Below are 22,469 nucleotides of genomic sequence, written 5' to 3' on the forward strand. Positions count from 1 at the left end.
ATGAAAAGGATTCATTTAATTCTTGTTCTAGTCTACACCTTCTGTCACTCTGCGGTATATGCGCAGGACTGGAAGCGTCTCGGGTCTGATGAGCTCTTTGCTCTGGCTAGAGAAGAAGCTTTTGATGGTAAGCGTGAAGCAGCTCGGGAGAAACTATTTTTCATATTAGAAAAAAGCCCAGATTATGCTGATGTACGTATTCTTCTGGGAAGAACCTACGCCTGGGATGGCAAACGGAAGGAAGCCAAGCAGGAATTTCAAAAGGTATTGGAAAAAGAACCAGAGTATAAGGATGCACTCAATGCGCTGATTGACGTACTGATGTGGGATGAGAACTATGCGGAAGCCCTGATAGTTGCAGACCGTTCACTGAAAATACATCCCAATTTTGATGACTTTCTTTACAAAAAGGCAGTAATCCAAAAAAACCTGGAGGCATATGCTGATGCCATACATACGACCAATCATCTTTTAGAACTCAACCCAGCCAGTCAAAGAGCCAAAGATCTGTTGGAAAGCATCAAAGTGGCCAAGCAACTATATGCTATCAACTATCGCATTGGTGGGGATTATTTCGATCGTTCCAGTAATCAATACACCTTCTACTCCTCCTTGCAACTCAGCAGAAGAAATAGCTGGGGCACCTCCATTGCACGCGTCAATTTTGCCCGTAGATTTGAAACCAATGGTCTGCAAGGTGAAATCGACTTGTACCCCACAATAGCCAATGGCCTTTATGCCTACTTGAATTATGGCTATTCCAAAAGCGCACTATTCCCGGAACACCGAATTGGAGCTGAACTGTTCAAGTCACTGCCCAAAAGCTTTGAAACATCTTTAGGACTCAGGCATCTCATCTTTTCATCAGACTCCAAAGTGACTATCTATACGGGTTCGGTGGGGTGGTATTACAAGAGCATGTGGTTTTCCTTACGACCATTCATAACACCTGATAAGCGTGCTGGCACTTCATTTTCGTTGGTGGGAAATGTTCGCAAATACTTTGAATCTGCCGACACCTACATTGGATTACTTGGTGGATTTGGTTTTTCACCAGATATCCGTACTATACAATCTGCCAGTGGGTTTGCCAATGATCAGCTCTTCACATTAAGGTCGCAACGGGGAGGAATCACCTTTCAAAAACTAATCAGATACAACCTGGTAGCTTCAGCGGACTTTGATGTGGTTCATCAGGAGCTCTCATATGATTTAGGCAACTATATGTGGATATACAGCCTGGTGGGTAATCTGACTTATCGCTTTTAACGCAAAGGTCTATAATGAATCGCTTCCGTATAGCAGAACACCTTCCATCCAACGATCCGCAGGTTAGGATATTTGGACTGGTTCAGTTCGGCGAGCAATTGCTGATGGATCTGATCATATGAATGCTTTGATGACAAAGGCCCCGAAAACTCAGCCTCCATACTGTATATAAATGCAATGTCCACTGATGTATCCAGATGCTCTGCTGCCCGCTGAAGACCTTTCAACCGATCACGCACGTAGGCGGCAGCTGGCTCCTTCTGGTAAGCATGAATGGTAATCAAATCACTCAGCTCTATTAATCGCTCCGCCTGTGCGAGACGCTTTTTACGACCCTTACTCAACCAACCGATGTATGTTTCCAATGGCACATCAACCCTTGAAAGTGGGCCTACCTCCAATTCAAACTTTTCAAAATGATCACGACCTACCCACCATTCGTACTCCATGTTGACCGCATCCAACCCGTCCTCACCAGCTTGCAGTTGGAAGGCATCAAAATAAGTTTCAAACGTCTCTCTACCTCCGAAAACACCAACCACTTTGATTTGATGTTGGTGGAAGCGACTGATCACCTCTTGAAGCCGTCGGGTAGCGACTGGGCTAGGCAATATTTGATGGAGATCATAGAGGCTTACATGCGAAAACTCTTCCTTATCGACCCATTGAATCATCGACTGTAGTGCATGCTCATCATTGAGTATTCGACTGAAATCATTGATATAAACACCGCGATATTGCCCCATAACTAAGCCTCCAGAGGTCATAAGAAAAACATAAAGAACACTTCTTATAAGCATAAGTCATCTAACTGATTCTTTTGAAACGTATATCTCGAAGATTAGTCGATTATTATTACTCAAACACTACAATAATTTTTATTATTAATGCAGAATATTCCATTAAAACAGATGAAGCTCCTATTGGCCGAACCAAACAAGCTAATGCAAAAAGTCCTGACTGAACGACTCAGGCAGGAGGATGTGGAATTAACTGTGGTGGACAATGGTCTGGAGGCGCTAACCCTGATACAGAATAAATCAGTCGACTTTGTGGTATCCGAAGAGCTGTTGCCTTACAAAAATGGGTTCGAACTCATACGGCATTCGGTAGAAAACAACATTCCAATCATTATCATCAGCGATGCAGACCTGGAGAATAAAATCCTGGAAGCTTTCGAGCTAGGAGCTATAGACTTCATAGACAAACCATTCAGCCCTCATGAACTGGTAGTTCGCGTCAAAAATGCTTCGAAGAAAATAGTACAGTCATGATTTTTGATGATGCATTTATCCTCAACGTGATTAGCCTGATAGCCATTCTGGCAGTCATATTCTTGCTCATCATCCTGTATACCCGTGCTAATCATGTGATCGACAAGCGGTGGAAAAACAACTTACGAGGTTTGTTTCAGACGTTGCTAGCCAGCTATGTCAATACCAACCGGGAATCGGAGACTGAAAAGATCAAAAAACGAATCATCAAACTGACTAAAACCAGAGAGCGAAAGCAAATCCTGCTGGAAGAAGTGGCAGACTTATATGACAACTTTAGCGGCGTATGTTCTCACCGAGCTATTGAACTCTACAATGACCTGTCGCTGTATAACCTGAGCCTCGCCAAACTGAGAAGCAGCAGGTGGCACAAAAAAATGGAGGGAATAGTGGAGCTATCTACCATGGGGTATAAGAAAGCCTCTGACCTCATAGTACCACTGCTATATCATCAAAATCAGGATGTACGCAGAACTGCTAAGGTAGCCCTAGTAGAATTGAAGAAATCGAAAGCACTAGATGATATAGCCAAATTACCCACTGAAATGTCAGATTGGACCTCATTAAGTATTATCGCCATTTTAAACCGAAACCCAGTGAAGCTGAGCAAAGCAGAACTCGAACGTCTTAAACTTTCTCCAAGTGATTCGATGCGTTCTCTTGCATCGCACCTGGAAAAACACTCACTGATCCACTGATGCAACAGGCGATTTACCAGGAAATAACCAGCTTCTTGAACTATGGGATCTATATCTATACCCTGTCCATCATGCTGGCTTATGTGTTCTTAGCATTTAACTCGGTACTCATCATCCGCAAATACCTTCGTAAAAACAAGACGGTATACTACGATGATATCCTCAGGTCTCCTCTAGCTCCGAAAATCTCGATTTTGGCGCCGGCGTTTAATGAAGGAATGTCCATAGTAGAAAATATCCGATCGTTACTATCCCTCCACTACAACAACTATGAGATCATCATCATCAATGATGGCAGTAAAGATGATAGTATAGAGCAAATGATCACTGCCTATGATCTAGTACCATCACAAGAGCGGATTTGCAGTGATCTACCTCATCAGCCTATCAAAAATATTTATCGCTCCAAAGATCCGGCATTCAAAAAACTGATCGTATTGGATAAAGAAAACGGAGGAAAATCTGACGCCTTAAATGCTGGAATCAACATTTCTTCATCCCCGCTAATTGCCTGTGTAGATGTGGACTGTGTCATTGAAGATGATGCACTACTAAAGATGGTGAAGCCATTCCTGGAAAGTGTAGATGAGAAAATGATTGCTACAGGTGGTGTGGTAAGAATTGCTAATGACTGCATAGTAGCTCATGGACGGATACTAAAAGTCCGATTGCCCCATAAAATGTTGCCCCTATTCCAAACGGTAGAGTATATACGAGCCTTTTTGCTAGGCAGGATGGCCTGGAGCAGACTAAATGGACTCCTCATCATCTCAGGAGCTTTTGGACTGTTTGATCGCGAACTGGTGGTGGAGGCTGGTGGGTACGACACCAAAACGGTGGGAGAAGATATGGAGCTGGTGGTGCGTATGCGAAAGATCATGCATCAGCGCAAACAAAAGTACCGAGTAGAATACATCCCTGACCCCCTCTGCTGGACGGAGGCACCCGAGTCCCGGAAAATCCTGATCAAGCAACGAAACCGATGGACCCGAGGCACCATTGAAACCCTCCGTGCTCACAAGGACATGTTTTTCAATCCAAAATATGGAGTACTGGGCATGCTGTCTTACCCATTTTGGTTCTTCTATGAGTGGCTTGCCCCCATTATTGAATTTACCGGACTTATCTATTTTGGTATACTGGCCTATGTAGGCTGGGTCAATTGGGATCATTTCTGGCTGCTACTTATTCTGGTATACAGTTTCTCCGTGATGTATAGCTGGATGGCCATCCTGATGGAGGAAACCACCTTTAGAGAGTATGACCGAACCCGCTACTTACTCAGACTGCTTTTCGTGGCGCTGTTAGAGCCAATCGTCTATCACCCCATTACTGTATGGGCTGCCATTCAGGGCAACATCGATAAGTTTATCAGAAAAAAGAAAACCTGGGGCACACAGGAGCGTGTAGGTTTCAATAAAGCAAAGATCAATGGAAACAAGTAGACCTGAAGATATCGCCAACCAATTCGCTGCTTACTGGAACCAAAAAGATGCTTCGGGTATCTCCAATTTATTCGTAGAGGATGCCGAATTTGTCAATGTGGTAGGCCTTTGGTGGCATAATCGACAGGACATCTACAAAGCACATGAATATGGTCTGAGAGTGATTTTCCCAGAATCCACACTCAAGGTAACCAGAACCACAACCAGAATGCTATCAGACCACATAGCACTCGTGCATGCTAGAATGCACCTGATGGGTCAGACAAGTCAGGAAGGAAGGCATGCCGAAGATAGGAGGACGCTCTTCTCCTTTGTGATCATGAAGCAACCTGATGGAGGCTGGAAAGCGGTCTCTGCTCACAACACGGATATTGTACCGGGAGCTGAAACTCATTTGACTCAAGACGGTCACATGAAGCCTACCTCCTACAGATAGTGTGGCTGTTAAAATTTCTAAAAACTTCCACCACAGCATTCCATTTTTCGTAGTAAAAACAAGCAAGATAGTTTGATGATTAGGATTTACTATTTATGACAAGAGTCACTTTCACTGAAATAGCTTATGATGAATTTTAAGAAACCGGTTAAAGCAAAAGACATAAAAAAAGTCCTGCCAGAACTGACATGACTCGGAGTGATTCGCCCGAACCGCGTAGGTTGATCCGCATAGGACGGGGCTCGAACAGGGGACTCTCTCTTGTATTTCCTTTATTGCAACATAGTTTACAATCAAGTTTGATCATAATCGTTTAAAACCCATATTCCAATGATAAAAAATGAGAATCCTCTTACAGAAATGAACATAAAAAAACCCCGACTGAATGGTCGAGGTTTTGGAGTGATTCGCCCGGGGCTCGAACCCGGGACCCTCTCCTTAAAAGGGAGATGCTCTACCAACTGAGCTAGCGAATCAGGATTTCAAAATTGCATTTTCTAAGGCCGTTTCCTTAAATTGCGGTTGCAAAAATAGAACGCTTGTTTTCAAAATACAACCCATGAATCACTTTTTTAGTAGAATTATTTTTTCACTCATTTTCACCGGCTTATTTACCTTCGGCGCCCACGCTCAAACCGCCGAATTATCGACTGCTGATTCGCTATTCAGCAATCAAAAATATACCGAAGCTTTTGAGATCTATGAGAATATTTTTCAGCAAAAAATGGCTTCCTCTGCCATGCTTACGCGCATGGCATTCATACAGGAGGGATTGGGCAACTATGGAGAGGCGTTGTACTATCTCAATCTCTATTATCTGAGGTCTTCTGACAAAGGGGCGTTGGTGAAAATGCGAGAGATTGCTGAGGAGCATGGACTGAGTGGCTATGAGTACTCCGACTTCAAGTTTTTTGAAAACTTCATCCGTAAATATCAGCACCTGATTACACTCTGCCTGATCGCTTTCTCCATATTCCTGTTGGGCTATTCTTTTAGAAAGACTAAAAAAGACGAACGACCGATGATTTCTGTGGCACTGCAGGCGCTCACGCTCATTCTGATACTGGTGGTCAATAACGAAATGTTCTTAAAACAGTCTGGTATTATTCAAAAAGACCAATCTCTGCTAATGTCTGGCCCATCTGCTGGAGCGGAACCCCTTAGAACCATTGGCCTTGGAAACAAAGTAGTCATATTGGAATCTGATGAACTATGGACCAAGATAGAATGGGATGGTGAAATGGCCTATATCCGCAATAAGAACCTAAGAAGATTATGAATCCCGCGTCACTGGATTTGGCACGAAATATCCGTAAACTAAAAAACCCTGACAATCCAATAGATGTCAGGGTTTTTTTATGCTATTAGGTAGCTATTACTTTACTGTCTTCACCGTTTTGATGATTCTAGCAGCTACTTTGTATGGATCTGCGTTAGAAGCTGGTCTTCTATCTTCCAGGTAGCCACTCCATCCGTGATTGGCAGTGTAAACCGGGATACGGATAGAAGCTCCTCTATCAGATACTCCGTAAGAGAAGTCAGTGATAGCAGCAGTCTCGTGCTTACCAGTCAAACGCTGATCGTTGTAAGCGCCGTATACATCAATGTGCTCTTTTACCACACCTCTGAAGGCCTCACATACTTCTTCGATTTTCGCTCTAGAACCAGCAGTTCTGATCAACGTATTAGAGAAGTTGGCGTGCATACCAGATCCGTTCCAGTCTAGCTGACCCAATGGTTTTGGGTGGTAGTTGATAGACAAGCCATACTTTTCAGAAAGTCTTTCCAAAAGATATCTTCCGATCCAGATTTCGTCACCAGCTTGCTGTGCACCTTTAGCGAAGATCTGGAACTCCCACTGTCCCATTGCTACTTCACCGTTCGTACCTTCTACATTAAGACCAGCAGCAAGACATAGATCCAGGTGCTCATCTTTAAAGTCTCTACCAAAGATGAATTGTCCACCTACTCCGCAGTAGTATGGACCTTGTGGTCCAGGATAACCACCAGCTGGGAATCCATATGGTTTGTTGGTTTCCGGATCCCAAAGGAAGTATTCCTGCTCAAATCCGAACCAGAAATCATCGTCTTTATCGTCAATAGTTGCTCTACCGTTAGTCTCGTGTGGAGTACCATCTGCATTCAACACCTCGGTCATGACCAGGTAGCCATTTTCAATGGCCGGATCAGGGCAGATAAATACCGGTTTCAACAAACAGTCAGAAGAGCCACCCTCAGCTTGCTCTGTAGAGCTACCGTCGAAAGACCACTCCGGGCAATCTTCCAGCTTACCACTGAAGTTGTTCACTACTTTTGTTTTACTTCTTAGAGATTGGGTTGGCTTATAACCATCAAGCCAGATGTACTCCAATTTTGACTTAGCCATGTTATTCTGGTTTATATTTTAATTAAGTAAACGATTAAAAATTGATAAAAAAACCAGCGATTATTGAATATTTTCAATGTTAACCGCCTATTACAAATTTTAAAAAAAATAATGAATTATTAAACATTTTTCATCATTATTTATAAATGATTGTCAATAAATCAAAAAAACAATAATACTACAATAAAAAATCCCATTTCCACTCAGCAGAGCCAAATTGGAAATGGGATAATTGATAATATGTGATGATTCTTTTAAATCATATAGTCATTTAGAACGAGTAAACAGCTGCTAAAGTGAATGCTGCAAGCGAGCTTCCAACTTCAAAATCTGTAGGACTTGTAAAGTCAGTAATTACATAATCATCACTGTAGGCATCAAGTCTTACCTCAGGAATAAAAGTTAAAGATCCTACAGAGTAATTTGCAGAAAGAGTGAAATCAATTACAGAATCATCTGTAGCCAATAAACCTAAACCAGCATCCTGAAAATATTCACCCCTGATACCCATGCTGAAATCATCTGTAAATGACTGCTGCAGGTATAATGCGGCTCCATAAAATAAATCGTTGTTGTACGTAGCATTGATACCTAAGAAAGTAGCATCTGAAACATCAAATCCTCCAGTAAAGTCCACTTGAAAGTAATCATCACTGAACAATAAGTTTAAGTACTGGCCTCCGATTCCTAATTGAGCACCACCATAATAGTGATTGTTCGGGTTGAAATCAGTAACATCTGTATCATTGAAAACACCCAACATCAAACTAGCATCACCCAATGCAATATCCGCTTTCAATCCCGAGTGAGAAAACGGACCGTAAGAGAACATGTATGAAGTAGAGTAGTTATAATTTGCAGTAGGTGAGATCACCTCATAACCAAGGAACGTATTGAAATTACCAAGAGTCAATGTAAACCCATCTGACACATTCCAGTAGGTATACAACTGATTAACGAACTGGGAACTAGAACTAAAAGGGTTGCCTTTGTACTGAGCATAAAGGTCAGAACCAAAAACTGCATCCGAGCCTCTTGGACCAACAACAACATCAGCAACGAAACCAACTTTCTCCCCCTCATAGCTAGCAATCAAGTTGATCATACCTAAAGAGAATCCTGGCAAATTGGCAAATGAAGTTCCTGGATTAGCATAATAATCATCTGTTCCATCTCCATCAGTATCAAGGAATTTATTTGGCGCATTTAGATTCGCTCTATAATAAGTATCCACAGATCCACTCAAAGTGAATGATGGCTCATCTTGTGCCTGTACTGAAATAACTGCTACCATCAACATAACAGGTAGTATTAGTCTTTTTGTTAGTTTTGTAAAAGTGTTCATAAGCTTTAATTCGATTAGTTAAAGTTTGTGGAAAGTTTGGCCTCTGAAGTGTTATTGGTTGGCGCCTTAGTACTCAGAGGCCTTTTTGTTTTTGATCTATTATTCAGAGATAATGGTATATCCTCTGATTCCATGTTCGTGGCTATCCAAGCCTTCTTTTTCGTGCTCCTCAGACACTCTGATACCCATAGTCACTTTCAACACTAAGAAGATGATGAAAGCAGCAGCAAATGCAGCTACACCGCATACCGCAATACCTATCAGCTGTGTCACTGCGTTGTGATCAGGATTAGTAGAGAAGAAACCTACTGCAAGTGTGCCCCAGATACCGCAAGTAAGGTGTACTGAAACAGCACCTACCACGTCATCCAGTTTGAACTTATCAAGTGTAACAGCGGAAATCACTACCAATACTCCAGCGATAACTCCAACGATGATGGCATTACCAGGCTCGATCACATCAGCACCTGCTGTGATACCTACCAAACCTGCCAGGATACCATTTAGCACCATGCCAAGGTCCAGTCTCTTAAATGCGATGTAACCTGTAACGAAGCCTCCAAGACCACCAGCACAGGCTGCAAGAGAAGTAGTTACCAACACGAATGATACTAATCCAGGATCAGCAGAAAGTACAGAACCTCCGTTGAAACCGAACCATCCTAACCATAGAAGGAAAACACCAATCACAGCCAAAGGCACAGAAGAACCAGGCTTGTCAATTACTTTACCATCAACGTACTTACCAAGTCTTGGTCCGAGGATCATGATACCTGCGAGAGCTCCCCATCCACCTACAGAGTGAACGAGTGTAGATCCTGCAAAGTCATAGAAGCCCATATCGTCTAGAGCTCCACCACCCCATTTCCAGCTACCAATGATTGGATATACAACTCCAACATAGATTAGTGTGAAGATCAGGTAAGCACCTAGCTTGATACGCTCTGCAACAGCTCCAGACACGATCGTAGCGGCAGTAGCAGCAAACATCGCCTGGAATAAAAAGTCGGTCCAGTATGTGTAACCTGCGCTAGCATAGTCAGCTGAATTATCTGCAGTCGCAGAAGTCTCTAGCCCCCATCCGGCAAATCCGAACCATCCTGGCTCTTCAAAACCTGGATACATCAGGTTAAATCCTACTAGTGCATAAGTAAGGATTCCGATAATAGGAGTCAGTGTATTCTTAAAAAGAATGTTCACTGTGTTTTTTGACTGGCCAAAACCAGCTTCAACACCTGCAAATCCCAGGTGCATAATGAATACAAGCGCAGTGGCCAACATCATCCAGATGTTATTAGCCGTCAGCAAATTCGCTGTGATATCCGCACTGTAATCAGTAGCCGCAGCGGCCACCGTTTCTACAACCTCAGGTACTTCAGCAGCAAGTGTATCTGCCACAGCCACCGAGTCTTGTACAATCATCAATAGGTTGGTGATCATGTTCATAAGCTTTTAAAGGTTTGAAATTTTTTTACTAAACTTTTATTAGTTGTTCAGTCTTGACTTTTCTAGGCACATTGCCTAAAGCATCAATTTCAAATTAAGCCACATAATCACTAATTATCAAAACGTAACTTTCAATTAACACTGGATTTCAACAGCCTATTTTGCTTAAAAAATGAAATATTTTGAAAGATCGTTAATAATAAGGTTTTCATATTATGAATATGTTAAGAGCACTCCTCGCTGAGGCATTTCACTTATTCATATTGTAAAAATAAATTTTTTCAAAATATTTTTTAATGTATCCGGCCATATCCTGCATTTTTCATAATAATTCGGAAAATTATCGGAATTTTATTCTGTTTATTGAAAAACCATTGAAAATGAGCACAATTTATACCACCCATAAAACCACTCATTGCTGTCTTATTCTTATCCTCTAATTTTACTTCATGCATACAGACCAAATATTCTTTCATCTGGGCGAGGGTGAGCCAAATGATCACCTACCTGCCTCTCCAGCCATCTATCAGACCAGCAACTTTACCTTTCGCACAGTAAAGGACATGGCCACATCTCTTCAACACGAAGATAAAATACCCTTCTACACCAGAGGAGCCAACCCCACCACAGCGATCCTTCAACAGAAGCTGGCTGCCCTCGAAGGGACAGATGAATCTTTGGTATTTGGGAGTGGTAGTGCGGCGATCACTGCCGCTGTGGTTTCGCAAGTAAAATCAGGAGACCATGTAGTATGTGTAGAAAGCCCATACAGCTGGACAAAAAAACTATTCAACAACATCCTGTCAAGATTTGGCGTCACATGCACTTATGTCAAGGCCTCTAACAGTCAAGGTTTGATTGACGCCTGTAAAGAGAATACAGTCCTGATCTATATGGAAAGTCCCAACTCGTGGACCTATGAGATGCAAGACATAGAGCTGGTTACCCAATATGCCAAAGCCAAAAATATCAAGACTATTCTGGACAATAGCTGCGCTTCACCTCTGTATCAACAGCCTGCCAAATATGGAGTAGACATTATTGTGCACTCGGCCACCAAGTACCTCAGTGGCCACTCGGATATGGTAGCCGGTGTACTGTGTACCTCCAGCAAAATCTATCAGCAGATTTTCCAAGGTGAGTACATGACCTTTGGGGCAATACTATCCCCAATAGAAGCCTGGATGATGATTCGTTCACTACGCACCTTAGAAATGCGCATGGAGCGTGTGACTAAAAATGCTCTGGCTGTGGCCAAATATCTCGAGAACCATCCAAAGATTGAATCCCTGATTTTTACCCATAGCGAATCTTTTGAGCAACCAGAGCTTAGAAACAAATACCTCAAAGCAGCCGGTGGGTTAATGACGATTGATCTGACCACTAAAGATTTTCAGTCAATAGAAAAATTTTGCAATGCCTTGCAACGTTTCAAACTCGGATGCTCCTGGGGAGGCTATGAGTCGTTGGCGTTTCCCGCAGTTACCACCATGAGTTCCCTAAACTATGATAAGCCAGACACGTTACTTAATCGAATCAGGCTTTATGTGGGAACAGAAAACCATGAACTATTGATCGAAGACCTAAAGAATGCGCTCAACTCTATTTAGTGCCTATATTTTATTATCCCTAACCATCTACAGCCAGCAAGGCACTGTCAGCGGTCAAATTCAAGATACTAATGGACAGCCTCTATCTTTCGCTACGGTATATGAGGAAGGGACCACCAATGGCACCACCAGCAATGCAGACGGCTACTACCAGCTCACACTCACATCAGGCACGAGCAAGATCGTGGCTCAGTACGTAGGTTATCAACGGACCGTACAGACCGTAGAGGTGTTGCCCAACAACAACATCTCACTTGATTTCCAATTGATTGATGAAGCGCTGGTGCTGCAGGAAGTGATAGTCTCCGCAAATGAAAAAGACCATGCAAGACAGATCATTAGAAATGCTATCAAGAAAAGGAAATACTACCGGGATGAAGTAGCTGCATTTTCATGTGACGTATATATCAAAGGACTGCAGCGTCTGGATGAGAAACCCAAAAGTCTCCTGGGCATGACCATCGATGTAGATACGGGTATTGTCTATTTATCTGAATCAATCTCAAAACTGAAATACCTGCATCCAGACAAAGTGAGTGAGACGATGATCTCATCCAAAATGAGTGGCAACAACAATGCCTTCAGTTACAATCAGGCTTCTGAAATGCTGATCAATCTCTATGAAAATAGCTTCTTTGTGGAGGGACTTAGCGAGCGGCCATTTATTTCTCCTATAGCCAGCAATGCCTTTCTTTACTATGACTATAAAATGGCCGGCACAAAGATCGAAGACGGCCTGTATATCAACAAAATTCGCGTCATCCCAAAGAGAGATACTGATCCGGTATTTAGTGGCTATCTATATATCATTGAAGACAGCTGGCGCTTGTATAGTGTGGATGTACTCACCACCAAATCCAATGGTATTGATTTTCTCGATTCGCTTACGTTCAATCAGGTATTTGCACCGGTTGGAAATGATATCTGGATGCCAATATCGCAGCGATTTACCTTTCAGTTCAAGGCATTTGGCTTCAAAGGTAGTGGCCACTTTACTGCCATCTACCGCAATTATAAAGTGCAGCCCAACTACTACATCCCACGACCAAAAGAAGAGAAGAAGTCAGCATCGAAAAACAAGCAAGACGAAACCGATCAACAGATCAAAGAACCTACACCTGATCCAGCAAAACCAAAGCAACCGGAAAACAGCACCATTGTCAAAAGGGATGAACCTCCACTATTTACCAAAGAAGACTTTACCAATGCCATACTAACAGTAGAAAGTGAAGCCAATACACGAGACTCCGCTTATTGGGCTAAAGTAAGACCCATGCCACTCACTCCTACCGAACAGAAGGACTACCAACAAAAAGACTCTATCAGAATTATCAAAGAATCTAAACCCTACAAGGATTCGGTGGATCGGGAGAGGAACAAGTTTAAGATTGCCAACCTGTTTTTGAATGGCTATACCTATCGCAATAGTTTCGAACGACGATACTTTAACTTCCCCAACTTACTGGAAGGCTTACAATACAATAGTGTAGAAGGTCTTGCCATTAATCTGCCTTTCGCTTACCAGAAAAGAACAGAAACCACCATCGACTATAGAATTGCTCCAAGTATCCGCTATGGATTTGAAAACCAGGCATTTCAGGCCAAGATTGAAGGGCTAAAGATGATTGACCTGAAGAAAAGGGAAATGTTACAAGGTGGTTTTGGCAGGTACATAGAGCAGCTAAATGAGCAAAACCCGATCTCGTATTGGAACAACACTTACCAATCGATCGTTAATGGGCTAAACTATATTCGATTATATCAAAAAGGGTTTGGCTACCTCACCTACCAACGAGAGCTTCTTAATGGTGTATTACTCACGGGAAAAGTTGCTTATGAGGACCGCACTCCCTTGACCAGCAATGCCACCTACAATTTTCGAGACAAAGACTTCAGCCCCAACACACCGGAGAGTGCAGAGATAGGCTCCACGGCATTCCCCAATCATCAGGCATTCTACATGAGTGCGCGATTTAGAGTAAGGCTCAATCAGAAGTACATCGACCGACCCGATCGGAAGATAACCTTAAACTCCAAACTCCCAGACCTATATTTCTACGTAAAAACTGCCCTGCCAGTGATGGGAGCCGATGTGTCTTACACTCAGCTGAAAGCAGGTGTAACTCATCGCATCATGCTCGGACAGTTTGGTACGAGTGATGTTGCCTCATGGGCAGGAACATTTATAGGTAAAAATCAAATGTACTTCACAGATTTTCAGCATTTCAACGGTAACCAAACTTACTTAACCACTGAAGGGCTGGTGAATCGATTCCAGCTTTTGGATTATTACACTTATAGTACAAAAAGTGAGTTTGCCCAAATACATTACGAACATCACTTCAACGAATTCATATTCAATAAAATCCCTCTGGTAAAGCGTCTCAACTTGCAAGCTGTAGCCAGTATCAATTACCTCACCACCGCAGCAATTGGCAATTATGTGGAGTTTGGTGCCGGTATTGAGCACATCTTCCGCTTCATCCGTGTGGACTACTTCACCGCCATCAGAAACGGCGATCACTACAGCTCAGGATTTAGAGTTGGTGTGGGATTCTAGCTATTTCAGCACATGAATAAACCCCTTGTATTGCGAACGCGAAAACTTCACCAGATAGTAGTAAACCCCTGCATCCACATTCTGTCCATCCCAAACAAACTCACGACTTGCGCTTTGGTAAACAGTGGTACCATTGCGATCATGCACTGAGAAGGACTCAAAAAAGTCATCGCAATTATCCTGGGGTAAGTTTTGCGAAGATTCACGCAGGTTGGTCAGTGTGTACACATCATTTACGCCATCACCATTTGGAGTAAACACGTTAGGTGGTTCAAATCGATTGAATTGCTCACGCGTCTCTTGCACCTCAAATCGGATGGCCATTGTATCCAGCCGCGGACGAATACAATTATTGTCATATGCAATAAACGGAATCTCAAAAAAGGCTGAAGTTTCTCCAAAATCTAAGAGGGAGCATTCTGGAAGCCATCTGAAAGTGGATGTCACTTCCCCAAAACCTGTACGTGGCTCAAACTCAATCAACTCTGATCGGGGCAAACGAGCGGGATTAAAAAACTCGATGGTTACTGAATCCCCAAGATCAAAATCACTGGCAGTAATATCCAACTCAAATAGTTGATTGAGCTGCAAAACAGTATCCGCATAACTATCAAAGTTTGGTTTTTCATTTGGAGGAATCATGATGTGCACCTTGATTACCTTTTCATCCTGATTGGTCACCTGACAGTCATCATAATCTTCTGACCTGAAGACAAGCTCATAGGTAGTGTTTTCGGATATCTTCAGAGCATCACAGGAAGTGCTCCAGGCAAACCCGGACTCTGCTATGCCTAAACCGGTAGCTCCTTCGAATTGGATCCCACTAGCTACAGGGTCAAATCCAGTTCCCTGAAGAGACAGGTTAATCTCATCCATGTCCGCATCGGTAGCCCGAACGTCAAACACCAGCTGATCACCCAGATTAATGCTTACAGAATCATCTGAATCTACGGTCACAATAGGACTCGTGTTGTCAGGAAGGATCACCTCAAAGTTGAACCACTTCACGGTAGGACTGGGCACCATACAGTCATCCAGATCTTCCGCAAAAACTCCTACTTCAAAGTCTTTGTATTGAGAGAAATCAAACTGCGTGCATTCCGTACGCCAAATCAGCTGACCTTCAGTCCTGCCACTCTCCTGCTGTGTAGTGATCAACTCAAAACCGTATTGTGACGGATTAGTCAATCCCTTGATTTTTAGTTCCAGCTCAATACTGTCATTGTTTATATCTTCAGAAATGATCGCAAGCTTTAGACTGTCGCCTTCCATGACTTGATAAGCCTGAACGATGAAATCATCGATTACTGGAAACGTATTTGGGGGTGGCTCCACAAATACTCTCAGCCTGGCCGTATCTAGCTGAGGAACGGGACAGGCATCATCAGATGCGATAAGATCTATAATAAACGGTGCATTTCTCACTGGTGGACAGCCTGGCATACATACTTCTACTATTAAAGAATCCTGACCGGCAGTAATCTGTTCATTGTTGATTTGAAACACATCATCCAGGTAGCCATTAAAATTTACACCCTTTGCACGCAGACTGATTGTTTCTCCGGCAGAGACATTCGTCACAACAAACTCGAAGCACTTGTCCTCAGAAAGTGTAAAAGACAGCACATCCTCCTCTGGATTAAAATCTGGTTGACCAGGTATACTGACAGCCACCTCTGGTGGATCAGGAGGGTTGCATCCATCTACCACGAGCATCTGAAAGTCCCGCTGCATTTCGCCTAGTTTCACATCTCCTCTCCATTCTTCTACGATCACAGAAAACACATAGACTCCGGTACTAGATGGATTTACAGTCAATAGACCTTCATTGCTTATAGCCAGTGGCCTGGAACCAGGCACGATGTTGTCAACTGAGTATCCTCCAGCCCAGGTAACTGGTATGTGAGGCTTGGGAGTGATCGGAGGAAAAGCAACCAAAGCACTGCTATTGAGAGGGGTGGTGAGGTAATAAGCCAACGAATCTCCATCAGGGTCTGTACCTGTAAAATCGGTATAGTACAGCTGGTCCACGCATGCATAATCACTGAGTGGTCTTAACAAGGTAGGTGAGGAATTGATAAAAGGTGCGCCATCCTTCCAAAGTGGCGGGATTTCCAACACGTACTTCATTCCTGTTCCACCGGGGTTATTGATGTTTTTGATGACCTCATTTCTGCAGCAGCGCTCATGCACGATGTAGTACCCTTCCTCATCAGCAAAATCTTCGGGATTGAACTCAAAGTCAGCTGCGTAGAGTACTTTGGACGTTTCGAGTTCGTCAATAGCACACTCTTGATTGGTATAGGGAACCTCCGAAATAGAAACCAGGAACAGTTCATACACACCCACACGTTCATTGTCTTTATTGGAAAAAATATGAACATCGATGGAAGGCTCGTAGAAGGTGTTCTCCTGCTGCACCTCATCCCGATACTGTATTAATGAAATGCGGTACAGTCCTACATCCAGGGTCTTAAATTCAATTTCTCCACCCACAATGTGAAACCCATATCCGGCCATGGATAGCATAGCCAAAGCAAAAGTTAAGAGGTGCTTTTTCATTTTTTAGGCTTCCTGTTTGGTTGAACAGCTTTTTACTGTCAAACCCCAACTTCCCGGACAAAACAATTGTTAGTTTTGCGCCGAAATGAAGACTAGTAAAGTTATCGAAAAGCTTGAGATTACCGGTGTCTCAGCAGAAGGAAAAAGCGTCGCACGACACGACAACAGGGTCATCTTTATAAAAAACGGTGCTCCCGGTGATGTAGTGGATGTCAGAATAGTTGGGAAGCGTAAGAAGTTTTTTGAAGGTGAGATTGTTCATTTCCATGAAAAATCACCGGAAAGAGTGGAACCATTCTGCGAGCATTTTGGCATCTGCGGCGGATGTAAATGGCAGCACATCTCCTATGACTCTCAGCTGAAGCATAAAAGCGATCATGTAGCAACTAACTTGCGTAAAATCAGTAAGACTGACCTGCCGAAGATTGAGCCAATATTGGGCTCAACAGAGACTACCTACTATCGCAACAAACTGGAATTCACCTTCTCCAATATGAGATGGCTCACTCAAGAAGAAATCAGTAGTGGTGAAGATCTCAGCAGAAATGCACTGGGGTTTCATATTCCTAAGCGTTTTGACAAGATTCTGGACATCAATCACTGCTGGCTGCAGCAAGATCCGTCCAACCAGATCCGTCTCTCAGTGAAGCAATTTGCTGAGCAACATAACCTGACATTTTTTGATATCAGGGAACAGAAGGGACTATTGAGAAATCTCATTATCAGAACTGCTTCCACGGGAGAGGTGATGGTGATCGTTCAGTTTTTTGAGCCAGACCAAAAGGCGATTGAAGCAGTGATGAACCACTTGAAGACAACATTCCCTGAGACCACTTCTCTCTTGTACATCATCAATGAGAAGAAAAATGAAACCTTCTATGATCTGCCTGTCATCACTTTTAATGGAAGAGACTTTATTTACGAAGAGATGGAAGGACTTAAGTTTCGCATAGGTCCAAAATCATTCTACCAAACCAACAGCAAACAGGCCTACGAACTATACAAGGTAGCAAGAGACTTTGCAGACCTCCAGGGAGATGAACTGGTGTATGACCTATACACGGGCACCGGCACTATTGCCAACTTTGTAGCCAAAAAAGCCAAAAAAGTGGTAGGAGTTGAATCTGTAGAAGAGGCCATTGTAGATGCTCGGAAGAACAGTGAAATCAATGGCATTGAGAATACCACCTTCTTGGCTGGTGATATGAAGGATATGTTTACTGACGATTTTGTGAAGAAGTATGGTCACCCAGATGTAATCATTACTGATCCTCCACGTGCAGGAATGCATCAAAAAGTAGTGGAAATGCTCAACAGAATCAAACCTAAAAAGTTAGTCTATGTGAGCTGTAACCCAGCCACGCAGGCCAGAGACCTGGAGCTCCTGTCAGAGCAGTTTGAAGTAGTCAAAATACAGCCAGTGGATATGTTTCCACAGACACACCATGTGGAAAACGTGATGTTACTAAAATCTAAATAAGATGCAGAACGACCCTACTCTTGATCCAAAGTATCTCGGTAAGATTTCCTCAGACTTTGTGAAGGTATCTGAGCAACTGAAGGAAGCGTCCTATCAAATTCGCAAAAGAGGTTTTTCCAAGTATCCGGTGTTCCCTATTTCCAAAGAAGACATTCCGGTAGGTCAGCTACTTTACGAAGCTGGAAAGATGGAAAACGAGTGGAACTACTATGCGTCATTTCTGGAGGAATTCACACAACGTGAGCTGGTAGCTGAGGAAAGTAAATTCATAGAGGCCTATAAAGATCCTGATGAGTTCTGTTGTCTGTTCATCGTGGACCAGCAGTTTACCAACTTCGTGTTTATTCCTTTTCCCGAAGATTGAATAAATTCGAACAATTACTGTCCTAAATTATTCTTTAACACATGGAAGAAATAGAAAATCAAATTGATACCGCCAACGAATACTCTACCATAGCCATGGAGTATGTATTCGAGTATGGACCAAAAGTGGTTCTTGCTATCCTTACCCTTATCATAGGGCTTTGGGTGATCAAAGCAATCACCAAAGGGACCCGTAAAGCGATGACCAAACGTAATTTTGACCCATCTCTGACTCCATTTTTGATTACCGTCCTAAGCATGTTGCTCAAAGTGATGCTCGTCATTTCGGTGATTGGTATGGTAGGGATTGAAGTCACGAGTTTCATTGCCGTGCTTGGTGCTGCAGGTCTTGCTGTTGGTTTGGCATTGCAGGGTACACTACAAAACTTTGCCGGTGGAGTGGTAATTCTTCTTTTGAAGCCTTTCAAAGTGGGTGATGTAATCAATGCCAAAGGCTACCTGGGAAGTGTCAAGGAAATTCAAATTTTCTATACCATCATTAGCACATTTGATAAGAAAACGGTCTACGTGCCCAACGGTGGTCTGGCCAACTCTGATATGACGAATCTGTCGCAGGATGAGGTCAAAAGAAATGCCTGGACTTTCGGCATTGCCTATGGCGATGATTATGACAAGGCAAAGTCTGTTTTGCAGCGTCTGATAGATGAAGATGAACGCATTCTCAAAGATCCTGAGCCATTTATTGCACTTGAGTCATTAGGAGATAGTTCGGTCAACATAGTGGTGAGAGCATGGAGCACCGCTGATAACCTATGGCCGGTACACTTCGACATGAACGAGAAAGTTTATAAAGAATTTGCGAAAGAAGGACTCAATATTCCATTCCCACAAATGGACGTTCACCTGCACAAAAACAACTGATTCTGTCAAAGAAACAACAAAAAAGAGGCCGTCTCAAAAGCCTGAAATTGGTGTCATTCTGAATTTATTTCAGAATCTATGTAGTTGAATATCAATGCATTTTAGATCCTGAAACCAGTTCAGGATGACAAGATCACCGCTTTTGTGACAGCTCTCTTTTTTCATTTAAACATGCCCTTAAGAATCAATCCTTGTAAACGACTCCCTCCTTCATCACAAAACTCACCTTACCCATGTCATCAATTTGTTGCAATGGATTTCCATCCACAGCAATAATATCCGCATAAAGCCCTTTTTTGATTGCTCCAAACAAGTCACCTTTCTTGAGGATGCTAGCATTAACACTGGTAGCACATTTGATCGTCTCCATAGCAGGCATACCTCCATCTACCATATAGATAAACTCCTTGTAATTTTCTCCATGAGGAAAAACAGCGGCATCTGTTCCAAACCCAATCGGCACACCCATCTTATACGCCTTGGAGAAAGTGCTGCTTATCTGTGGCCCAATCACCGCTGCTTTTTTTGCAACCATCGCAGGATAGTAACCTTCTATTTTGGAAAGCTCAGCGACAGACATTCCAGCCGTAATGGTTGGGATGTAGTAAGTATCATATTCTTTCATGAGTTTCATCGTCTCATCTGACATGTAAGTACCGTGCTCGATGGTTTTTACTCCAGCACGGATGGCTCGTTGCATGCCTTCATCACCATGGGCATGCGCAGCTACATGAAAGCCTAAGTCGCTAGCTGTTTTCACGATCTGCGCCATTTCCTCCTCAGAAAAATGAGGCCCGGTACCATCTTTGGCAACACTCAGCACACCGCCAGTGGCAGTAATCTTGATCAGGTCCGCTCCATTTTTATACCGCTGACGCACCGCTTTCATAGCATCCTCCACACCATTAACCACTCCATCCTTTGGCGAAGGGTCTCCCATGAGGTCTTCACGGTATCCGTTGGTAGGATCCGCGTGTCCACCAGTGATTGCCAGGGACTTCCCCGAGGTATAAATCCTGGGACCTACCACCAGCCCTTTATTAATAGCATTTCTCAGAGAAATATTTACCCCAGATCCGCCCACATCTCTTACGGTGGTAAAGCCAGCCATCAAGGTAGTTTTAGCATGTTTCTGTGCTTCATAGGCAATATCTGCCTCATTCATCGTGAATTCTTTCAGATAGCCATCTTTGCTCGTTTCTCCTTCTAGGTGCACATGCATATCAATCAAACCGGGCATCACGGTCTTGTTTTTCAAATCAACTATCTGGTCTCCTTTCTGTGCTTTTAGATAACCAGATTCTACTGCAGTGATGGTTTTTCCCTCCACAATAATGGTTTGTTCGGATTTTGGCTTGTCACTCTCGCCATCAATCAGCCGCCCGGCGTGAATCAAAGTGCGTTGGGCACTAGCCCCAAAAGCAATTAGGAACAGTACTGGTACTATTAGGTTTTTCATGGGTTGTCTTTTTTTCATTAAAATACAACATTATTAATCTACTGATGCAAACTTCCTTATGAAAGCCAAAAAACCATCCAAGAGTGGAAGCCCAGGTTTACTGATCGCCGCGGCTTTCATTGGGCCAGGTACGGTTACAGTCTGCACGATAGCCGGGGCCACTTACGGCTTTGAATTGCTCTGGGTTATGATTGTCAGCATTGTAGCTACCATATTTTTACAAAACACTGCCTCACGGCTGGGAATAGTCAGTAGGCTTAGCCTAACAGCTCTCATACGTCAGCAACTCAGCCAGCCAATACTTAGGATGCTAATGCTCGGGTTGGTATTTAGTGCTATTGTCATTGGCAATGGTGCATACGAAGCGGGCAATATCAGTGGGGCAGTATTGGGTCTAGAGTCAATTGTATCTTTTCCTCTAGCAGGAGCAATTTTGGGGCTAATTGCAGGTGCATTGCTATGGACAGGCAGCTATCATCTCATACAAAAGGTACTAACTGGACTCGTCGCCCTGATGAGTGCTTCATTTATTATTACGGCCATCATGACCAGGCCAAATCCATGGGGCTTACTTCAAGGTATGTTTTTACCGTCATTCTCAAGTGACAGCAGTTTGATTATTCTAGCGCTTGTGGGCACCACCATCGTGCCATACAATCTATTCCTGCATGCCTCCCTGGCCAAAAACCATTGGAATATCAGCGAAATTGGCCCAGCACGTAAAGACACCATTCGATCCATATTAATTGGCGGGATTATCTCCATGGCGATAATCATTACGGCTGGAGGCACCAGTTCTGGAAACATTCAAAATGCCGGTGATCTTGCCAAAAGCCTGGAGCCACTTTATGGGTCGACAGCCAAATACCTGATTGCTTTAGGGTTGTTTTCAGCAGGCATTACATCTGCTATCACAGCCCCGTTAGCAGCAGCTTATGTAGCTCAGGGATGCTTTGACTGGGACGACAATCCAAAGCACATAGGGTTTAGAGCCACCTGGATCTGCATCCTGCTGGTTGGTGCTGTATTTTCCTCTATCGGATACAAGCCTCTGGACATTATTAAGTTTGCCCAAGTGGCAAATGGTCTACTTCTGCCCATCATTGCTGCACTACTGATCTGGCTATCGAGCAGACGCTCCATTCTTGGCCAACATACTAACAGTAAAGCAGTTACCATGGCTGGAATACTCATTGCATTAATCACCTTGATTTTAGGAATCAAAAGTATCTGGACAGCTTTTTAAACTTTAAT

18 protein-coding genes and 1 tRNA gene are annotated in these 22,469 nt (G+C 43.2%); 12 read left to right on the forward strand and 7 right to left on the reverse strand.

What is annotated here, in order from left to right; all coding sequences use genetic code 11:
• Positions 1 to 1,269, forward strand: coding sequence for a YaiO family outer membrane beta-barrel protein (locus tag ACO067_RS06630; RefSeq protein ID WP_421872196.1), 1,269 nt, complete (start codon positions 1 to 3; stop codon positions 1,267 to 1,269).
• On the opposite strand, the gene ACO067_RS06635 is transcribed toward ACO067_RS06630, so the two are convergent.
• On the reverse strand, positions 1,266 to 2,015 hold the full coding sequence (locus tag ACO067_RS06635) for a hypothetical protein (RefSeq protein WP_421872199.1): 750 nt from the start codon (positions 2,013 to 2,015) through the stop codon (positions 1,266 to 1,268). The genes ACO067_RS06630 and ACO067_RS06635 overlap by 4 nt on opposite strands.
• A gap of 165 nt (positions 2,016 to 2,180) precedes the next feature.
• Between ACO067_RS06635 and ACO067_RS06640 the strand changes: the two genes are divergently transcribed.
• From ACO067_RS06640 to ACO067_RS06655, 4 genes are read left to right on the forward strand one after another with little or no spacing between them, the layout of a single operon-like run.
• Positions 2,181 to 2,543 (forward strand): response regulator, encoded by a 363-nt coding sequence (locus ACO067_RS06640; RefSeq protein WP_421872202.1) that lies wholly within the window; start codon positions 2,181 to 2,183, stop codon positions 2,541 to 2,543.
• Positions 2,540 to 3,241 carry a hypothetical protein gene (locus ACO067_RS06645; protein ID WP_421872204.1) on the forward strand — a complete coding sequence of 234 codons (702 nt, stop codon included), beginning with the start codon at positions 2,540 to 2,542 and terminating at the stop codon, positions 3,239 to 3,241. Before ACO067_RS06640 ends, ACO067_RS06645 begins: the two co-directional genes overlap by 4 nt.
• The gene (locus ACO067_RS06650; protein WP_421872206.1) at positions 3,241 to 4,686 is read left to right on the forward strand and encodes a glycosyltransferase family 2 protein; all 1,446 of its coding nucleotides are present in this window, start codon (positions 3,241 to 3,243) and stop codon (positions 4,684 to 4,686) included. The genes ACO067_RS06645 and ACO067_RS06650 overlap by 1 nt, the downstream gene beginning before the upstream one ends.
• Positions 4,673 to 5,122, forward strand: a complete 450-nt coding sequence (locus tag ACO067_RS06655) for a YybH family protein (protein ID WP_421872209.1) — start codon at positions 4,673 to 4,675, stop codon at positions 5,120 to 5,122. The genes ACO067_RS06650 and ACO067_RS06655 overlap by 14 nt, the downstream gene beginning before the upstream one ends.
• Before the next feature lie 403 nt (positions 5,123 to 5,525).
• Here ACO067_RS06655 and ACO067_RS06660 read toward each other — a convergent pair.
• Positions 5,526 to 5,598 (reverse strand) — tRNA-Lys (locus ACO067_RS06660).
• 83 nt (positions 5,599 to 5,681) lie between these two features.
• Between ACO067_RS06660 and ACO067_RS06665 the strand changes: the two genes are divergently transcribed.
• On the forward strand, positions 5,682 to 6,401 hold the full coding sequence (locus tag ACO067_RS06665; protein ID WP_421872212.1) for an SH3 domain-containing protein: 720 nt from the start codon (positions 5,682 to 5,684) through the stop codon (positions 6,399 to 6,401).
• Between the two features lie 96 nt (positions 6,402 to 6,497).
• On the opposite strand, the gene ACO067_RS06670 is transcribed toward ACO067_RS06665, so the two are convergent.
• From ACO067_RS06670 to ACO067_RS06680, 3 genes are all read right to left on the reverse strand, one after another.
• The gene (locus ACO067_RS06670; protein ID WP_421872215.1) at positions 6,498 to 7,508 is read right to left on the reverse strand and encodes a glutamine synthetase beta-grasp domain-containing protein; all 1,011 of its coding nucleotides are present in this window, start codon (positions 7,506 to 7,508) and stop codon (positions 6,498 to 6,500) included.
• 271 nt (positions 7,509 to 7,779) lie between these two features.
• Complete coding sequence (locus ACO067_RS06675) at positions 7,780 to 8,808, reverse strand: outer membrane beta-barrel protein (protein ID WP_421872217.1); 1,029 nt, start codon at positions 8,806 to 8,808, stop codon at positions 7,780 to 7,782.
• A gap of 144 nt (positions 8,809 to 8,952) precedes the next feature.
• A complete protein-coding gene (locus ACO067_RS06680) occupies positions 8,953 to 10,293 on the reverse strand; it encodes an ammonium transporter (RefSeq protein WP_421872220.1) in 1,341 nt (446 codons plus the stop codon).
• Positions 10,294 to 10,748: 455 nt separating this feature from the next.
• On the opposite strand from ACO067_RS06680, the gene ACO067_RS06685 reads away from it, so the two are divergent.
• Positions 10,749 to 11,909, forward strand: a complete 1,161-nt coding sequence (locus tag ACO067_RS06685; protein ID WP_421872223.1) for a trans-sulfuration enzyme family protein — start codon at positions 10,749 to 10,751, stop codon at positions 11,907 to 11,909.
• Positions 11,890 to 14,469, forward strand: a complete 2,580-nt coding sequence (locus ACO067_RS06690; protein ID WP_421872225.1) for a DUF5686 and carboxypeptidase regulatory-like domain-containing protein — start codon at positions 11,890 to 11,892, stop codon at positions 14,467 to 14,469. The genes ACO067_RS06685 and ACO067_RS06690 overlap by 20 nt, the downstream gene beginning before the upstream one ends.
• Here ACO067_RS06690 and ACO067_RS06695 read toward each other — a convergent pair whose 3' ends face one another.
• A complete protein-coding gene (locus ACO067_RS06695) occupies positions 14,470 to 17,031 on the reverse strand; it encodes a gliding motility-associated C-terminal domain-containing protein (RefSeq protein WP_421872228.1) in 2,562 nt (853 codons plus the stop codon).
• A gap of 85 nt (positions 17,032 to 17,116) precedes the next feature.
• On the opposite strand from ACO067_RS06695, the gene rlmD reads away from it, so the two are divergent.
• The 3 genes from rlmD to ACO067_RS06710 are packed head-to-tail and all read left to right on the forward strand — an operon-like array spanning position 17,117 to position 19,756.
• On the forward strand, positions 17,117 to 18,511 hold the full coding sequence (gene rlmD, locus ACO067_RS06700) for a 23S rRNA (uracil(1939)-C(5))-methyltransferase RlmD (protein ID WP_421872231.1): 1,395 nt from the start codon (positions 17,117 to 17,119) through the stop codon (positions 18,509 to 18,511).
• 1 nt (position 18,512) lies between these two features.
• The gene (locus tag ACO067_RS06705; protein ID WP_421872234.1) at positions 18,513 to 18,875 is read left to right on the forward strand and encodes a hypothetical protein; all 363 of its coding nucleotides are present in this window, start codon (positions 18,513 to 18,515) and stop codon (positions 18,873 to 18,875) included.
• A gap of 41 nt (positions 18,876 to 18,916) precedes the next feature.
• On the forward strand, positions 18,917 to 19,756 hold the full coding sequence (locus ACO067_RS06710) for a mechanosensitive ion channel family protein (protein WP_421872237.1): 840 nt from the start codon (positions 18,917 to 18,919) through the stop codon (positions 19,754 to 19,756).
• A gap of 184 nt (positions 19,757 to 19,940) precedes the next feature.
• Here ACO067_RS06710 and ACO067_RS06715 read toward each other — a convergent pair whose 3' ends face one another.
• On the reverse strand, positions 19,941 to 21,215 hold the full coding sequence (locus ACO067_RS06715; protein WP_421872240.1) for an amidohydrolase family protein: 1,275 nt from the start codon (positions 21,213 to 21,215) through the stop codon (positions 19,941 to 19,943).
• A 58-nt stretch (positions 21,216 to 21,273) separates the two neighbouring features.
• Here ACO067_RS06715 and ACO067_RS06720 point away from each other — a divergent pair, with 58 nt between their 5' ends.
• Complete coding sequence (locus tag ACO067_RS06720; protein ID WP_421872243.1) at positions 21,274 to 22,461, forward strand: Nramp family divalent metal transporter; 1,188 nt, start codon at positions 21,274 to 21,276, stop codon at positions 22,459 to 22,461.
• The last annotated feature ends 8 nt before the right edge of the window (positions 22,462 to 22,469 follow it).

The organism is Marinoscillum sp. (assembly GCF_965229915.1).
GTDB lineage: Bacteria > Bacteroidota > Bacteroidia > Cytophagales > Cyclobacteriaceae > Marinoscillum.

Coding starts and splice junctions, on each gene's coding strand:
- ACO067_RS06685 (WP_421872223.1), top strand. CDS start 10,749: ATGCATACAGACCAAATATTCTTTCATCTGGGCGAGGGTGAGCCAAAT.
- rlmD (WP_421872231.1), top strand. CDS start 17,117: ATGAAGACTAGTAAAGTTATCGAAAAGCTTGAGATTACCGGTGTCTCA.
- ACO067_RS06670 (WP_421872215.1), bottom strand. CDS start 7,508: ATGGCTAAGTCAAAATTGGAGTACATCTGGCTTGATGGTTATAAGCCA.
- ACO067_RS06690 (WP_421872225.1), top strand. CDS start 11,890: ATGCGCTCAACTCTATTTAGTGCCTATATTTTATTATCCCTAACCATC.
- ACO067_RS06710 (WP_421872237.1), top strand. CDS start 18,917: ATGGAAGAAATAGAAAATCAAATTGATACCGCCAACGAATACTCTACC.
- ACO067_RS06715 (WP_421872240.1), bottom strand. CDS start 21,215: ATGAAAAACCTAATAGTACCAGTACTGTTCCTAATTGCTTTTGGGGCT.
- ACO067_RS06640 (WP_421872202.1), top strand. CDS start 2,181: ATGAAGCTCCTATTGGCCGAACCAAACAAGCTAATGCAAAAAGTCCTG.
- ACO067_RS06630 (WP_421872196.1), top strand. CDS start 1: ATGAAAAGGATTCATTTAATTCTTGTTCTAGTCTACACCTTCTGTCAC.
- ACO067_RS06650 (WP_421872206.1), top strand. CDS start 3,241: ATGCAACAGGCGATTTACCAGGAAATAACCAGCTTCTTGAACTATGGG.
- ACO067_RS06665 (WP_421872212.1), top strand. CDS start 5,682: ATGAATCACTTTTTTAGTAGAATTATTTTTTCACTCATTTTCACCGGC.
- ACO067_RS06655 (WP_421872209.1), top strand. CDS start 4,673: ATGGAAACAAGTAGACCTGAAGATATCGCCAACCAATTCGCTGCTTAC.
- ACO067_RS06675 (WP_421872217.1), bottom strand. CDS start 8,808: ATGTTGATGGTAGCAGTTATTTCAGTACAGGCACAAGATGAGCCATCA.
- ACO067_RS06720 (WP_421872243.1), top strand. CDS start 21,274: ATGAAAGCCAAAAAACCATCCAAGAGTGGAAGCCCAGGTTTACTGATC.
- ACO067_RS06635 (WP_421872199.1), bottom strand. CDS start 2,015: ATGGGGCAATATCGCGGTGTTTATATCAATGATTTCAGTCGAATACTC.
- ACO067_RS06695 (WP_421872228.1), bottom strand. CDS start 17,031: ATGAAAAAGCACCTCTTAACTTTTGCTTTGGCTATGCTATCCATGGCC.
- ACO067_RS06645 (WP_421872204.1), top strand. CDS start 2,540: ATGATTTTTGATGATGCATTTATCCTCAACGTGATTAGCCTGATAGCC.
- ACO067_RS06680 (WP_421872220.1), bottom strand. CDS start 10,293: ATGATCACCAACCTATTGATGATTGTACAAGACTCGGTGGCTGTGGCA.
- ACO067_RS06705 (WP_421872234.1), top strand. CDS start 18,513: ATGCAGAACGACCCTACTCTTGATCCAAAGTATCTCGGTAAGATTTCC.